General features: G+C 44.9%; 10 protein-coding genes. 4 read left to right on the top strand and 6 right to left on the bottom strand.

Annotated elements, in window-relative coordinates; all coding sequences use genetic code 11:
• Positions 1-137 precede the first annotated feature (137 nt).
• From QUA56_RS05960 to QUA56_RS05950, 3 genes are read right to left on the bottom strand one after another with little or no spacing between them, the layout of a single operon-like run.
• Entirely contained in the window at positions 138-4,424 is a 4,287-nt protein-coding gene (locus QUA56_RS05960) for an O-linked N-acetylglucosamine transferase family protein (RefSeq protein WP_333354527.1), read from the bottom strand.
• A 22-nt stretch (positions 4,425-4,446) separates the two neighbouring features.
• Positions 4,447-5,775, bottom strand: coding sequence for a glycosyltransferase family 1 protein (locus tag QUA56_RS05955; RefSeq protein WP_333354524.1), 1,329 nt, complete (start codon positions 5,773-5,775; stop codon positions 4,447-4,449).
• 23 nt (positions 5,776-5,798) lie between these two features.
• Positions 5,799-8,735, bottom strand: coding sequence for a glycosyltransferase (locus QUA56_RS05950; RefSeq protein WP_333354522.1), 2,937 nt, complete (start codon positions 8,733-8,735; stop codon positions 5,799-5,801).
• A 630-nt stretch (positions 8,736-9,365) separates the two neighbouring features.
• Between QUA56_RS05950 and ftsH3 the strand changes: the two genes are divergently transcribed.
• Positions 9,366-11,204, top strand: a complete 1,839-nt coding sequence (gene ftsH3, locus QUA56_RS05945) for an ATP-dependent zinc metalloprotease FtsH3 (protein ID WP_172187434.1) — start codon at positions 9,366-9,368, stop codon at positions 11,202-11,204.
• A gap of 401 nt (positions 11,205-11,605) precedes the next feature.
• On the opposite strand, the gene QUA56_RS05940 is transcribed toward ftsH3, so the two are convergent.
• Positions 11,606-12,454 carry a DUF1206 domain-containing protein gene (locus QUA56_RS05940; RefSeq protein WP_333354519.1) on the bottom strand — a complete coding sequence of 283 codons (849 nt, stop codon included), beginning with the start codon at positions 12,452-12,454 and terminating at the stop codon, positions 11,606-11,608.
• Positions 12,455-13,162: 708 nt separating this feature from the next.
• Between QUA56_RS05940 and QUA56_RS05935 the strand changes: the two genes are divergently transcribed.
• Complete coding sequence (locus tag QUA56_RS05935) at positions 13,163-13,285, top strand: hypothetical protein (RefSeq protein WP_333354516.1); 123 nt, start codon at positions 13,163-13,165, stop codon at positions 13,283-13,285.
• Positions 13,286-13,355: 70 nt separating this feature from the next.
• Here QUA56_RS05935 and QUA56_RS05930 read toward each other — a convergent pair whose 3' ends face one another.
• Together QUA56_RS05930 and QUA56_RS05925 are read right to left on the bottom strand one after the other, a co-directional pair.
• The gene (locus tag QUA56_RS05930; RefSeq protein ID WP_194063170.1) at positions 13,356-13,619 is read right to left on the bottom strand and encodes a type II toxin-antitoxin system RelE family toxin; all 264 of its coding nucleotides are present in this window, start codon (positions 13,617-13,619) and stop codon (positions 13,356-13,358) included.
• Positions 13,612-13,929 carry a hypothetical protein gene (locus tag QUA56_RS05925; RefSeq protein ID WP_333354511.1) on the bottom strand — a complete coding sequence of 106 codons (318 nt, stop codon included), beginning with the start codon at positions 13,927-13,929 and terminating at the stop codon, positions 13,612-13,614. Before QUA56_RS05925 ends, QUA56_RS05930 begins: the two co-directional genes overlap by 8 nt.
• A 145-nt stretch (positions 13,930-14,074) precedes the next feature.
• Here QUA56_RS05925 and QUA56_RS05920 point away from each other — a divergent pair, with 145 nt between their 5' ends.
• Both QUA56_RS05920 and QUA56_RS05915 read left to right on the top strand, forming a co-directional pair.
• Positions 14,075-14,713: a bifunctional 4-hydroxy-2-oxoglutarate aldolase/2-dehydro-3-deoxy-phosphogluconate aldolase gene (locus QUA56_RS05920; RefSeq protein ID WP_333354508.1), complete on the top strand. Its 639-nt coding sequence runs from the start codon at positions 14,075-14,077 to the stop codon at positions 14,711-14,713.
• 100 nt (positions 14,714-14,813) lie between these two features.
• Positions 14,814-15,335 (top strand): L,D-transpeptidase, encoded by a 522-nt coding sequence (locus tag QUA56_RS05915; protein ID WP_333354505.1) that lies wholly within the window; start codon positions 14,814-14,816, stop codon positions 15,333-15,335.
• Positions 15,336-15,604 lie beyond the last annotated feature (269 nt).

The raw sequence follows: 15,604 nt of genomic DNA, 5'->3' as shown, positions 1-15,604 counted from the left end.
TTTTGCCCTTCAAAATCAAGTTGCAATTGCCTAAGTAATCGCGCCAGACAAAGTTGGGTGGTATGCGACCCAGCCTGCGTTACAGTAGGGAGACGGCACTGCCGTCTCCCTACAGATATCGCCTACTCCGCCTTTCATCACCCAACAGCCACCTTAACCGCACCCCCAACCAACTGCTCGTAATCCGCCAACAACCACGGAGGCAAACAAGTATTCGCATCCTGAACCCGCAACTGTCCAGCGCGACAATACAGCATCGCCGCCAACAAATTATTTACAGCTTTAGGCGTTCCAAACCCTTTACTCAACTCAACAACCAACGAGTTAAAAAACTCGCGATCGCTCTCATTCAGCGGCTCGTTAATAAACCCGCAGCCGAGCATTGTTTTGTAACCATTGCCAAAATCGCTCCGGTACAAAAGTTCCAGTTGTTCGCCGGAAACGTTCAGCCATAAATCAGCAATTTGCTTGCGAATATGCCGCAAATCTGCTATTACCAATTCAGCCGTCGGGTCGATTTCATAAAGATTGACGGCAGCAGTTAATTGATTGAGAAACTGCGGCATATAATCTTGTTTGACAACAGTTTGTTCTGTTGTCGCAAATGCGCTTTCAAACACTTTTTCATAATCTTCCAGCAACCACTGCGGCAAGCGGGTGCGAGCATCGGGAACCCGCATTGTTCCCGGAACAAAGTACAGCATCGCCCCTAGCAGAGCATTGATAGCTTGAGGCTGCACCAACCCTTTGCTAATTTCGGTCAATTGCTGCAAAAATTTTTGTTCGGCTTCAGTCATTGATTCTGCTTGCAAGCCGCAGCTAAGTATTGCTTGATATCCTTTGCGAACTTGTCCTCGGTAAAAATTTTCGAGTTTTTCTGAAGGAACGCTCAGCCAAAAATCAGCCAGTTGCTTTCGGATTTGCCGGAGTTCCAAAACAACCGATTCGTCTGACGGATCGATGCGGTAAAGATTGACGCATCCTAATAGTTGGTTGGCAAATTGTGACGATTGAATGTATTGAGCTAGCAAGTCAGAAGTTGACTCAGACTTGACGGCAGCTTCAGTTTCAAAAACTTGTTCGTAATCCCCAATTAACCAGTGCGGCAAGCGGTTGCGAGCGTCGGGAATTCGCATGGTTCCAGGCGGAAAATACAGCATCGCACCCAGTAGAGCATTGATAGCTTTGGGATGCACTAATCCTTTGCTAATCTGGGTTAATTCCTGCAAAACTATTTGTTCGCTTTCCATCATCGGTTGATGTTGGAAGCCGCTATCGAGCAGGATTTGATAGCTGTTACCTGAAGCGCTTTTGTAGGCGGTTTCAAGGTTTTCTGCAGGAACGTTCAGCCAAAAATCAGCGATTTGTTTGCGGATTTGACGCAGTTCGGATATTGCTGAGATGTTTGATGAATTTCTCTGGTAAAGCTTGACGGCATTCGAGAGGCGATCGCCCAAATCTGCCGGTTTGGGAATGCTATCCTGTAAGATGCGGGATGCTTCTTGGTGGCTGGTTTGCCATTTGCCAAAGAGTTCTTGGAATAATTTGCCGATCGCCCCAGAGTATGCAACACTGTCAAAACAGCGCGGATTGCCTTGCATTTTTTGCTGAATTTGCTGCCGTTTTTGCTGCCGCAGTTGGGGATTAGTGCCGAGAGTAACCGCTAGCTGAATGTAAGATGCTTCGTCATACGCAATTAAATCAGACATTTGCAGTTCCCGCAGCATCGCCGAACCTTGGCGGAACCGCAAAGCATTTCCTTCCACAACCACCGCCGGCAATCCTACTTGCAAAGGATCGATTAACGATGTTGCCCCAGCGTAAGGATAGGAATCGAGATAAACATCTGCTAGCTGCAAAAATTCTTTGACATCCGCGCGGCTTGGCAGTTGTTTTACGAACCGCAAGCGGTTGTTATTCACGCCGTATTTAGCGCAGACAGCGTTCATATTGTTAACAAAAGGTGTGACTGGATAAGTGCGAGTCCAAGCCGGCCCGAAGGGATATAAAATCAAGATGGAATCGGGTACTGCCGCTAGAATCTTTACCCAAGTTTCTCTCAATTCCGGCAAAATTTTATAGAAGTTTGCGCCGGAGATAAAAACTGTTGTCTTGTCGGAAATTCCGAGACTTTGGCGCGTAGGTTTGACTGTAGCTACTTCTGATTCTGTTGCGTATTTGAAACAAAAACCGCTACCTTCGAGAACAGCCAACTGTTCGCGATATTGTGCTTGATAACTAGCATCCGGCGCGGTAAATTGGCCTGCGATGTAGTAATCCATGTGCCGGATTCCGGTAGTTGTCGGGGAACAGAAAGATGTAGTTTGTACCCGGGCTAAACGGTGCATTGCTAGCGAACTAACTGGTTTGTTGATAGCTGTTAAATTCGTACCGAAAAACAGGATATCTAAGTCGTCGGCGCGGATTGTCTGGACTTGCGATGCAAAGTCTTTCGGAAGTGCAACCAGTTTGTCGGCGCGACTTTGACAGTATTGTTCTAATTGGTGGCCGCTGGTGTTGAGCGCGTACAGGTAAATCTCGAACTGGTTGCGGTTTAAATGCTCGAAAACCGGGATGGTAGCGAAGGTTTCGGTTTGCGGCGCGAAATGGTCGCTGATAATGCCGAGGCGGATTTTTGTCCGATTTGTCGATCGCACCGGGAAGATACAATCAATGGAACAGCCGCGATTTTTGAGCGCAAACTCGATAATCTCCGCCCGTTTGGTGTAAATATCGCGCAGGTTTGCCGTGGTAAAGTACAGCGGGATAAAGTTAGCAATTTGCGCGAACAACAAAGCAATATTCTGCCAAAGTGGCGAACCGGCATTTTTGAACAAATTAGTATGTAAGTAATCAATCCATCCTTGGATAAATTGATAGTAACTGTCTGCTTCTCCTCGGTTTTGAAAGAGGTTCGGACAAGTAAACATGAATTTGAGATATTCGTTGGCAAACCAATTAGGCAATGTAGCGCGATCGTACTTGAGCTGCAATTGGTGGGCGCGACAGTACAGCATGGCTGCGAGCAGGTAATTGATGGCTTTTGGCTCGTTAAATCCTTTCGCCACATTGGCGGCTAATTCGCTGACAAAACTCTCTTCTGTATCGGTTAGCGGTTCATCTCTAATGTCGCTAGCAAGCAGCGCTTGGTGCTGTTTGCCTGGATCTCCTGCAAAGGCACTTGCAACTTGTTCTGCTGGTAAATTAAGCCAGATAGCAGCAATTTGTTTTCGAGCTTGGCGGACATTTGCTAGTGCGGATAAATCGGTCGAATTTTTCTGGTATTGCTCGATAATGCTTGACAATAAGATGGGAGATTCAGGCGATTTGACCGGGATTTGCTGTTGGCTGCCGCAGGCTTGCATCAACGCTAAACTAACTGTTTTTGCCATTTTTGACCAAGCAAATTTGCGGGATTGTCCAAGTCCGGCAGCAATTAACGAGTTGCGAATATCCGGCTTCTGCACGTCAAGCAGCGCATTTCCCAGTGCATTGACATCATTTTCGCTTACATAAAATGCTGCTTCGCCTGCTACTTCTGGAATCGAGCTGTTGGGAGAAGTGACGGCGGGACAACCGCAAGCCATTGCTTCCAGTATGGGCAGTCCGAAACCTTCATACTTCGAGGGAAATATGAGGGCGATCGCACCCGAGTAAGCCGCTCTTAATTCATCGTCGCCCAAATAAAGCAGGTGGACATTTAAACCAGCAGTGTACGGTTGTAATGTAGGTTCTAGCGAAGGTTGACCGCTAGTACAAACAACGTCAAATCCCGACTTGCTGCTGAGTCTCGATAAAGCTTGAAAAAATGCGATCGTATTTTTATAACCGTTGAATCCCAAACGTTCTCCAACTATTAAAAAGTAGGGTTTTTCTATCCGGTGTGCAGTTTTAAATGCTGCTATTTCTGGTAAACTAGAAGGATAAAAATGTTTTTGAATGCCGCAGTGAGCGACAGTAATTGATTGGGGAGATATTTCGGGGAAAAACTTTACTAAGTCGCGGGCCGTGTTTTGGGAAATCGCGATGTAGGAAGATGCTTGGCGGATAGCATGATGTTTTTCTCGCCACATGGGATTATTGAAGTCGCTTCCCGTAACTTCGGGTATCATGTCGTAGGCGACAAATGCCGATCGCGTCGAAATCGGTGTTGTATAGTAGGTAGAAACAAATAAATCTGCATTTTCTCGATCGCACATTTGCTGCAACATTTGTTTGTCAGCATCGGTTTTGTTGTAATCGTAAACCGGAATCGAGCGATATTGAATGCCGGCAATCTTTGGTGCTGTGCCGGCGCGATCGAGCATTAATATATTCTGAGCAAAACCGTCTTTTACCCATTCTTCCATCAAAGACTGCCAAACGCGAGCAATCCCGCTTTTTTGCTGGCTTTGAAAAAATATGCCGTCAATAACTATTTTCATGATTGGTGAATTTCCTGTAAAATTACGATAAAGCAGTTCGATAAGCAGCGATAGTTTCGTCAGTGCACCTTTGCCAGCTAAAAAGTTTAGCTTGTGCCAAGGATTTTAAAGACATACTTTCTCGCAGCGATGATTTGTTGTAGATTTCCAGCATACTATGACAAAGCGCGTCGGTATCTTTTGGATCTACCATAATTCCCGCTTCCCCAACTACTTCTGGCAGCGAAGATGTATTTGAGGTAATCACCGGTACTCCGCACTGCATCGCTTCCAGAGGAGGCAAACCAAAACCTTCATAAAACGACGGATAGACAAATGCTAAAGCACTGCTGTAAAGCGCTGCCAAATCTGATTCTGGGACGTATCCTGTAAAAATTATCCGCTCTTTTAGAAAGTTTTGCTTAGAAACTTCTTCCATAATTTTATCGTATTTCCATCCCGGAGTACCCACTAACACCAAATATAAATCTTTAATATTTTGTTCCTCAATTAGTTTAGCAAAACTGCGGATTGCACCGTCGAGATTTTTTCGAGGTTCCAATGTACCCAAACTCAAAATATAAGGAGCATCTGGAATGCCGTATTTACGGAGAGTCGAAGCAAGTTTTTCCGCATCGCGGCAGGGGTAAAATACAGTCGGTTCCGCAGCTAGGTGAGTGACGAAAACTCTCGATTCGTCAATGTTTAGATAATTGCAAAGGTCGTTTTTAGTTGAATGAGATATGCAAATCACCCAGTCTTTGTGAGAAATGCTTGCTAAAGTTTTTTTGTAAAGTAAAGGGATTTGTTCGCTCAGCAGAAACTGGGGATATAAAACTGGAATTAAGTCATAAATAGTGAGAAATACTTGCGGTTTGTTTCCTCTCTTAACAGATGCAGGTATTTCATCGTAGGGAGAGTGAAAAATATCAACTTCATCTAAGTTGCGAGAGTCGATAGTATTAGAGTAACCGCCAATCATTTTCACCGTGTTTTCTAGATGATTTTTCACTTCGTCTAAAAATAACTTATCCTCCCCTAGATTGCTAACCTCATTAATTTTTATTTGACACCCAACCAGATTGTAAGTATCGAGTAGCTTTTTGTAGAAAATCCTGGAAAAAGTTGAGTGCAGCAGGGGAACTTTTGCTAATTTAGGATTAGATTCTAGATAATCGAGGCTAGCATCGAGCAACTGAAAATACTGATTTACGCTAAACAGCAAATCGCATTCTTTCGAGCTTGTCAATCCTTCAGCAATACTTTCAACGACTCTGAAAATTCCCGTGCGAGCGCGCAAATGCAAATGTCCTTGTCCGAGGACTGAAATATCGTAGATAACTTTTATTGGGTCTAGGTTTGATGGTTGCATCTATGGTTGTGAGCGATTATTTTTTAGGTAGATAGAGCATTTTTGTAGGCAGCAATTGTCTCCTTAATGCACCTGTCCCAACTGAACTTTTGAGCTTGTTTCAGCGACTTTAATGACATTTCATTTCGCAAAGATGGACTGTTATAAAGTTTTAGCATATTGTGGCAAAGTCCGTCAGCATCTTGAGGATCGAGCATAATTCCTGCATCCCCAACTACTTCGGGAAGAGATGAGGTATTTGAAGTAATGACTGGAACGCCGCACTGCATTGCTTCTAAAGGTGGAAGGCCAAAACCTTCATAGAGCGACGGATAAACAAATGCTAGCGCACCGCTGTACAGTGCCGCTAAATCTTCATCAGCTACATAACCAGTCATAATCACCCGGTCTCTTGGTAAACTGCTCTGGGATATTTCTGAAAATATCTGTTCGTAATCCCAGCCGAGAGCGCCAACTAATACGAGGTACAAATCTTTAATACCTTGCTGTTGGACTACTTTTGCAAAACAACGGATGGCGTGTTGGATGTTTTTTCGAGGTTCTATCGTACTTACACCCAAGATGTATTGTGCATCAGGTATGGAGTATTTATTGCGGATTGCTGCCATTTTGGTGGTGTCATAACAGGGATAGAATCTATCCGGATTAGCTGCTAGGTAGGAAACGGAAACTTTGGCTGGATCGAGATTTTTGACATGATTGAGTAGGTCGTTTCTAGTAGCACGAGATATGCAGATTACGGAATCTTCAGGAGTTAAGCTTTGTAATGACATTACCATTCTCTGATAATCGCCGTCGTTTTTGCCGACAAATAAATCCGACAAGACAATGGGAATTAAATCGTAAATTGTCGAAACTTTTTTCAGGGTTTTAATTTGTCTTACTTGGTCGGGAATGTGATAAAATGTGGAGTGAAAAATATCTGTTTCGTTCAAAATATTTGGATCGATTGAGTTATGATTGACCGTTAGATTCATCGCCTGAATCAGAGGATTTTTTAAACTTTCTATCAAAGACAGAGCCTCTGATTCGCTGCCATTATTTATCAAAACTTTACTCTGATTTTCCAGCATTCTGTAAAGTTCAGTTATTTTGGTTCGCAATTTATAAATAAAGCTGGGATGTACAAAAGGTATGTCTTTAAAAATTGGCTGCGATTCCAAGTAATCCAGGGAATTATGCACCGCATATATAGAATGACTGGCACAAAAAGATAGATCTAATTCTGTTGAAGTAAATAGACCTAATGCGATATTCTCGATAACTCTGGCAACGCCAGTTCGAGAACGAGTTACGTGACGGCCGTATCCGAGGACAGAAATGTCGTAAATAATCTTGAGCGGTTTTTCTATTTGTTGACTGCCAACTGGTGCCAACTTATAGTTTTCTGATTTTTGATAAAAATCTTTGTGGATAATCAAAAGCAGAGATGTAGCAACATAACCTCCCATTTCTAATTTTAGATGCGGCTCCGTATAAGGTGGCTTTGCTATTTTTAAGTCTGGCTCTTGATTGCCCGTGTCATAGTTTACAGGCTCTACCCAATGTCCTTGTTTTTCTAATTCTCCAATTAGTCGATCGATATCTTGACGCCTGTAAAATACTAAATGGGGTAAATCTAGCGTACCTGTATTCGACGTACAATTATATTCTGTGGTGTGAAGCGCAATTCCGCCGCTTTTTAAACAATCTAAAGATTTTTGCACAAATTGCAGCCCTTTTTCGATCGAACCTATGTGTTCAAAAGCACAAGACGACCAAATAAAGTCAAACTGTCCTCGCTTCAAATCTTCAGGAATGTAGTTCATATCTACTTCCCGAAATTCAACTAATCTGTCAAAATTTTCTGGCGGACAAATGCCTTTGGCATTGAGAGCTTCTTTTCCTTTACAAAGTTGGTCTGTTTCGCCCCATTGTTTCGCGCTAAGGGAATCAATACTTTGATCGCTTGCTGTGATTTCACAGCCAAAAGCAGCAAATAAAGACGGTAACGGTTCATTTCCGACAGCAAATCCTAAACCTTTTTTGCCATTACCCAAAAAGTTTCTTTCTTGCAAAGCTTGGACAATTGCCACGAATTCCCACTGTTTGCGGCGAGGAGTAAAAGGCTCCCTCATTTGGGAAATCCAGTGTTGATAATAATTTGTTTGGAAATCTTTGTAGACACACAGCCTGCTAGTCATCAAAAGTTCTTCGGGCTTTTTCGGAATGCTTGACCGAGTAAAGTTTGAGTTTCTTGCAGCAACTTTGGTAATTTCGAGAACAGCAATCGCATTTGCAAAACTAAAAGGCGAATTATATTCTACGTTGCTAAGTTCTAGGGGATTCGCTTGTACCCAAACTGAACGGTGTGTTGGGCGGTAGTAGGCTTGGACTAACTTTAAAAAACTTGGATTGATAGCTGTTTCGGGAATATTATATTTTTTAAATAAGAGGTTCAAGTAATCAAGATCGAACTGGATAAACCATCCCCTTTCTAGAAGTTTGCCAAAGGGTACTGTAATCAATGCTTCGCCGCCATCTGACAGCAAATCGTAGATTTTGGCGATCGCCTTTAAAGGCCCTTCTCGATCGCATTTTTCTAGGTTTTCACCGTAAGTTTGATTTGGTTCAGCTCCTTGTCCTATATGTTCTACTGTAGAGATGGAAATTATAGCACTATATTTCTCCGATGGTGCAAGATCCATTAAATCTACATTGTCTACTCCGTCAGCTATTTCGTATTTGTCTATAATTCTTCTAGCTTGAATTTCGGCCAGATCTCGCTCGATAAGTTCTTCATAATGTTTCAGCACGTTACCAACTTCCAGCAGTCTGGTTTTATCCTTTAATTTGGCAAGAAAATTGCAGGCTATGGGAATTTCTACTGCTCTCTCAGAACTCGGAAAATTATTGTGTTCGAGTCGATTGTACTGCAGGCGCTGACCGTTGAAAATAAAAGTATCTTGCAAGTCTGACATTGACAACTTCCAGTAAAAAAATAAAGGTATATTAATAGAAAAATGCGTCCGGCGATTGAGTTTATTTCACCCAATAAATACTTTGACCGACTAGACGCTTGTACCAATTGGCTTGTTCCCTATGGGGAAAGGTGCTAAGCTCAATCTCTCGCTACAGAGCAGACACTTGCCATCGATCTTGTTTCAATTTTTTTTTCGCGCGATCGCTCCTAGAGAGATTCACCCTTCTGAGATTAAGTGGCATCATCCGGCAAAGCAGTGACGCTCAGCTCGCACTCGCACAACATTTTCAGCATCCTTGACAAACTAACTTTTTAGGTGTAAACAACTAAGATTTTAGAGGTCGATCGACAGTTCGATCGCATCGATCGCAGATTAAATCTAGCCTACAAGCGCACTATTGGGAAGCCGCAGTGCGATCGTCCGTGACTGTTCGGGAATTCTCCAAATGCCCTCAGCCTTAAGCCGAAGCCCAGCCCAGCCATCTGCCCTCTCTCCTGTATAACTAAACTCCTTCTGCCTTCACAAGATACTTGCCGGCGGCAAACAAGTTACAATTACGTTAAGATTGATGAACATAAATAAAAATTCCCAAACCCCAGGGACTAAAAAATAGGAGGATCGACCTCGGTGAATAAACGGTGGAGAAACGCTGGCCTGTACGCACTGCTGGCTATTGTAGTCATTGCCTTAGCAACGGCATTTTTTGATAAACAGCCCCCAAGCCGCGAAGTTTGGAAGTACAGTCAATTCATTCAGGAAGTCGAAGGCAAGAGAGTAGACAAAATAAATATCAGTTCCGATCGCAGTAAAGCCCTCGTCACAGCCCAAGACGGCAACAAAGTGATCGTCAACCTGCCGAACGACCCAGAACTGATCAACATCCTGACCAAAAATAACGTAGACATTTCTGTTCTACCGCAAAGCGACGAAGGTTTCTGGGTAAAAGCCCTCAGCAGCCTGTTTTTCCCCATCCTGCTCTTGGTGGGACTGTTTTTCCTGGTGCGGCGCGCCCAAAACGGGCCCGGCAACCAAGCCATGAACTTCGGCAAATCAAAAGCTAGAGTCCAAATGGAGCCGCAAACTCAGGTGACTTTCGGCGACGTGGCGGGCATCGAACAAGCCAAGCTAGAGCTCGCAGAAGTCGTGGACTTCCTGAAAAATGCAGACCGTTTCACCGCAGTCGGAGCAAAAATCCCCAAAGGCGTGCTGCTGGTCGGCCCTCCCGGAACTGGCAAAACCCTGCTGGCTAAAGCAGTTGCTGGAGAAGCAGGCGTTCCCTTCTTCTCGATTTCCGGTTCAGAATTTGTGGAAATGTTCGTAGGTGTCGGTGCTTCCCGCGTCCGCGACTTGTTTGAACAAGCTAAAACGAACGCTCCCTGCATCGTATTTATAGATGAAATTGACGCGGTAGGTCGTCAGCGGGGCGCTGGTTTGGGCGGCGGCAACGACGAACGGGAACAAACCCTGAACCAGTTGCTGACAGAAATGGACGGCTTTGAGGGCAATACGGGCATCATTCTGATTGCTGCCACAAACCGCCCCGACGTGCTCGATGCGGCGCTGCTGCGTCCGGGTCGCTTCGATCGCCAAGTTGTGGTCGATCGCCCCGACTTCTCAGGCCGCCTAGAAATTCTCAACGTTCACGCCCGCGGCAAAACTTTGTCGAAAGACGTGGACTTGGAGAAAATCGCCCGCCGCACTCCCGGTTTCACCGGTGCCGATTTGGCGAACTTGCTGAACGAAGCAGCAATTTTGGCCGCCCGCCGCAACTTGACAGAAGTTTCGATGGATGAAGTCAACGACGCGATCGACCGCGTGCTCGCAGGCCCGGAAAAGAAAGACCGCGTGATGAGCGAAAAGCGCAAAACCTTGGTAGCTTACCACGAAGCCGGTCACGCTTTAGTCGGCGCGCTGATGCCCGACTACGACCCGGTGCAGAAAATTAGCATTATCCCCCGCGGCCGCGCTGGCGGTTTGACTTGGTTCACACCGAGCGAAGATCGGATGGATTCTGGCTTGTATTCTCGCTCTTACTTGCAAAATCAAATGGCGGTAGCTTTGGGCGGCCGCATTGCTGAAGAGATTGTCTTCGGTGAAGAAGAAGTAACAACCGGTGCCTCGAACGACTTGCAGCAAGTGGCAAGAGTAGCGCGGCAAATGGTGACTCGCTTCGGTATGAGCGATCGGCTAGGCCCTGTAGCTCTGGGCCGCCAGCAAGGCAATATGTTCATGGGTCGCGATATCATGGCCGAACGGGATTTCTCGGAAGAAACCGCAGCGACGATCGACGATGAAGTGCGTTTGTTGGTAGAGCAAGCTTACCGCCGCGCTAAAGATGTACTCGTCGGCAACCGCCACGTCCTTAATGCTTTGGCAGATATGCTAGTTGAAAAGGAAACTGTGGATTCGGACGAATTGCAAAATTTGCTGGCTAATAGCGATGTGAAAATGGCGACGATCGCCTAATTGATTTTGGATTTTCGATTTCGATTTTGGATTTAATCTAAAGTTTGAAATCGGTAATTGGGGTGATTCTGGGATTGTCTGGAATCGCCCCGATTTTTATTTGGGATTGGGGGCTGGTGATATCATATCAGATCGTATCCGGTCAATCGACCGCGATTGTCGTAGGGGCCCGTGAGCCAACAATACCTGCCAAGAATTGACAATCTCAAAAACCCGCCCCGACCGGGATATTATGGTTAATCGATCGCACATGATATCAGATCGTGTCCGATTGATTACCATAATAAAAAACGGTTGGTAGTGCGGAGGTTAGTCCGCAGGTCGGAGCGGACTAAACTCCGCACTACCAACAAATCTTAGTGGGGATTTAATATAGTTTAACTGGAAAATTCACCAGTTTTTCAACGCACAATCTGCCGGTAACGAGCTTCGATCGCGGAGTATATGCCATAAGCAATCAAACCTAAAGCGACAATTCCCAACAGCCAAGAACCAAAAGGTTGTTGTGCCAAGATTGCTAGCGCTTCACCAAATCCTTTAGCTTGACTGGCATCCGATAGTTTGGCAGCTTGAATTAAGAAAATACCGATAATCACCAAAACAATACTGCGGGCAGCAATACCAAATCGACCCAACCGCACCGCCCAAGTTTGCTCTGCCTGACTCATTTGACTGAGTTTTAAATGGCGGCGGAACTTAGCTTTATAAGATTGGTAGAGATAATAAAAACCGACACCAATAACAATTACCCCTGCCAATCCTACCAACCACCGTCCAAAAGGTTGTGCTAAAAATTGGGCCGTCCAATCTTCAGTTGCATTGCCGCTGTTACCACCAGAACCGATAATTAATTTGACAGCCGTCAGCGCCAAACCTGAATAAGTTAACGCACTAAAACCATAGCCAACGCGCTGGGCAATTCGCTTGGCATCCATTTTTTCACCAGCGTGTTCCGGGTCGAGAATCGTTTGAGCAATTTGCAAAAGGACGTACCCAATAATGCCAATTGTCACAAGAAACAGCAGGAATTTTCCGAAGGGTTGGGTGACAATTGTGCTTAAGGCACCGCTGCTATCTGTGGTTCTACCGCCAGTCCCAAAAGCTGCTTGGGCGGCTAGAAAACCGATAATAAAGTAAACCAAGCCTTTGGCGGCATATCCCAGTCTTGCCAGTCGCTCGAACCGAGAGTCAGAGGTGGCGCGTCGGACTGATTGTTTAATGCTATCAGTTGGTGAGTTGCGATCGGTCATATTTTTATACAATAATTTAGAGTGAGTTGGGTATTGCAAGTGCATCATACTAAATCCGTTGCGATCGCGTAGCGTGCCGGAGGCATATCGCTCACCTATTTTTGGTTATAGGACAAGCAAGATCGGGTTTTTTTGGGCGGATGTTGGTATAAATAGTTCTCCTATTATTAATTTCTGAAGTTCAGCAATTTGTGGCATCCCTCTAGGTAGGTAAATTAGTCAGAGCATCGCAGTCGAATAGTATCTCTAGAGGATTACGGCAGGATGCGATTTGCTCGAATTCTTGTTAGTTATGATATTGCTTTCTGTTAAGCGCGATCGCTCTTGCTAAAACCACCGCAGCTACTCTCACGGCAATAAGCTCGATACACTAAGGTTGGTGGATTTTTGTACATCCTAGCTAAAGGAATATTTGCAACTCGATTTCTCGCTCTCTGCAAAGTTTTACGCTGACCGAAAGTAATTATCTTCGGGGCCCCCGGATTCATCCGTGGGGTCGATTCTAAAATCTAAAATCTAAAATCTAAAATCTAAAATCGATTGACAGGGAACAAGTTCTTTATTTAACCGATCGGGATCTACTACAAAAGAGTCGCACCCTACCATCTAAAAGCGGATTTGGTAATCTGTACTAAAATTATATGTAAATCAAAATAATACGAGTTCCCTATTTTGGCTTCCCATCTCAAATCTAAAATTTCAAATGGTATGAATCATCAATCTTGGTTGAAACAGCTAAAAAAACATCGAGCGATCGCCGTTATCCGTTCCTCGGAAAAGGAACTCGCTAGGCAGATAGCCTCATCGGTAGCCGCAGGAGGAATGCAGTAGTTGGGGTTATTCTGGGATTGTCCGAGAATAACCCCGATTTTTTTGTGGGAAAGAGTGCGATCGCACCCATTCACCTTTCGTAAACTTCTCGCCGATGACGCACTTTACTGATGTCGATCGTGCGACTGTCGTCATCAATGGTGTATATTACCCTGTAATCGCCAACCCGAATTCGCCAACCATTTTTCTCCCCCTTTAACTTGATACAGCCCGGAGGACGTGGCACACTTCCTAAAGCATTTATCTGGGGATAAATACGACTGCTGATTTCAACGGGCAGAGCATCCAGGTCTTTTTGAGCCGAACGTGCAGTAATTACCAGGTAATCAGACATTCAATTTACCTTTTTCCTGAAGCTGTCGTTGAACTTCTTCCCAAGGAACTCTTGGTTCATCTTTTCTAGATTCAATAATTATGCCATCGTAAACATCCTCCCAGAGTTCGCCGTGTTTCTCGAAGTCGAGCAGCACCGCGATTTTTTCGCCTTCAGAATCAACTAAAAACTGAAAGTCGATCGGTTCGCCGCATTCAGCTAGCACGTCTGCCCAAAATGCACTGTGTTCTTTGAGGTCAACAATTGCAGCGGTTTTGTTGCCTAGATTGTCAGTTAAAAATTGAACGCCCCGCATAGTGTAGTTTGGCATATATCGGAGTGAGTAATGTGTATTAAAATTATATGCGAGTCAGAATGATCTGAGTGTCAAATTTGCGATCGTTACCAATTTAAAATCCTTCGACGCTCGCGCTCACGCCGCAGTCTCAAATCTCAAATCTAAAATTTCAAATGGTATGAATCATCAATCTTGGTTGAAACAGCTAAAAAAACATCGAGCGATCGCCGTTATCCGTTCTTCAGAAAAAGAACTCGCTTGGCAGATGGCATCAGCGGTAGCAGCGGGCGGGATTCAGTTTATTGAAGTTACTTGGAACACCTACAAACCCGCTGAATTAATTGCCGAACTCCGCTCGGAATTCCCTACTTTTAGTATTGGCACCGGCACTTTATTAAACTTAGAACAGTTGCAGCAAGCAATAGACTGCGGCGCTCAATTTCTGTTTACTCCCCACACCGATTTAACTATGATTAAAACAGCAGTTGATGCCGGAGTGCCGATCGTCCCCGGTGCTTTTTCTCCTACGGAAATTGTGACCGCGTGGCAAGCAGGCGCTACCTGCGTTAAAGTGTTTCCGATATCGGCTTTGGGAGGCGCGGCTTACCTGAAAAGCCTGCAAGGGCCTTTGGGACACATTCCGTTAATTCCCACTGGCGGAGTGACGCTGGAAAATGCGAAAGTATTTATTGACGCCGGGGCGATCGCCGTGGGTTTAGCCGGAGACTTATTTCCCAAACACTTAGTGGAAAATCGAGATTGGCGGGCGATCGTCCAAATTGCCCAGAATCTCACCCAAAACTTAACAACTTGTTAAGCCCTCTTTCCAATCTAAAATCTAAAACCTAAAATCTAAAATAGGACAAGCCAATCTAAAATCTAAAATCTAAAATCTAAAATAGTACGAGGTGTGAGAAATGAACAGCATTATCAACTCAATTTACTTCCGCCGCGCTGGAACTTTCTGTGCCGGCTGCGCCCTAACAGTTGCTGCATTCTGCGGCGGTTCAATGACCGCATTTGCCGGCGAACAGCGCAACATAATTGCCAATAAAATTATGCAGTTGCAGGAATCCAGTCAGCGCTGGATTGAAATTGATTTGTCAAGACAAAGATTAATAGCTTGGGAAGGAAATATAGCCGTTTACGCGGTGGTTATTTCCAGCGGCAAATCATCGACTCCCACCCGCACGGGAACTTTTGCCGTTCAAACCAAATACCGCGTTGCTAGAATGACTGGGCCCGACTACGACGTGCCGGACGTTCCCTATACAATGTATTACGACGGCGGCAATGCAATTCACGGCGCTTACTGGCACAATTTGTTTGGCAATCCCGTTACTCACGGCTGCACAAATGTAGCTGTCAATCATGCTAAATGGCTATTTGAATGGGCCTCGGTGGGAACACCCGTGGTTGTACACAAATCTCAGGTTTAGGGAATTGGGAATTGGGCATCGGGCATCGGGCATAGTCGAACATTATTAGAACTGATGCACCGGTTTCTTCGATCGGAGTTCATCAGTTCTGGTTTTTTTTAGCTTGCTTACTTTACTGCTGTTTTTATACTAATTCTCAAAACTCATGCAACAGTATCGCTCCGGGTGCGTCGCCACCCTTAAATCTTAAAGCCCACATTCCGCAGGTCTTTAAATAGAATTGATGGTTATAAATTTTAAAAATTCAACCCTGAAGTGATTACTGGGTA

It is taken from the genome of Microcoleus sp. N3A4, assembly GCF_036701805.1.
In the GTDB taxonomy this organism is placed as follows: domain Bacteria; phylum Cyanobacteriota; class Cyanobacteriia; order Cyanobacteriales; family Microcoleaceae; genus Microcoleus.
This window is presented reverse-complemented; position numbering and strand designations above follow the sequence as displayed.

What these genes read in the sequence shown, in the direction of transcription:
- QUA56_RS05940 (WP_333354519.1), bottom strand. Translation starts at nt 12,454, where the DNA reads ATGACCGATCGCAACTCACCAACTGATAGCATTAAACAATCAGTCCGA.
- QUA56_RS05950 (WP_333354522.1), bottom strand. Translation starts at nt 8,735, where the DNA reads ATGTCAGACTTGCAAGATACTTTTATTTTCAACGGTCAGCGCCTGCAG.
- QUA56_RS05935 (WP_333354516.1), top strand. Translation starts at nt 13,163, where the DNA reads ATGAATCATCAATCTTGGTTGAAACAGCTAAAAAAACATCGAGCGATC.
- QUA56_RS05925 (WP_333354511.1), bottom strand. Translation starts at nt 13,929, where the DNA reads ATGCCAAACTACACTATGCGGGGCGTTCAATTTTTAACTGACAATCTA.
- QUA56_RS05915 (WP_333354505.1), top strand. Translation starts at nt 14,814, where the DNA reads ATGAACAGCATTATCAACTCAATTTACTTCCGCCGCGCTGGAACTTTC.
- QUA56_RS05955 (WP_333354524.1), bottom strand. Translation starts at nt 5,775, where the DNA reads ATGCAACCATCAAACCTAGACCCAATAAAAGTTATCTACGATATTTCA.
- QUA56_RS05960 (WP_333354527.1), bottom strand. Translation starts at nt 4,424, where the DNA reads ATGAAAATAGTTATTGACGGCATATTTTTTCAAAGCCAGCAAAAAAGC.
- QUA56_RS05920 (WP_333354508.1), top strand. Translation starts at nt 14,075, where the DNA reads ATGAATCATCAATCTTGGTTGAAACAGCTAAAAAAACATCGAGCGATC.
- QUA56_RS05930 (WP_194063170.1), bottom strand. Translation starts at nt 13,619, where the DNA reads ATGTCTGATTACCTGGTAATTACTGCACGTTCGGCTCAAAAAGACCTG.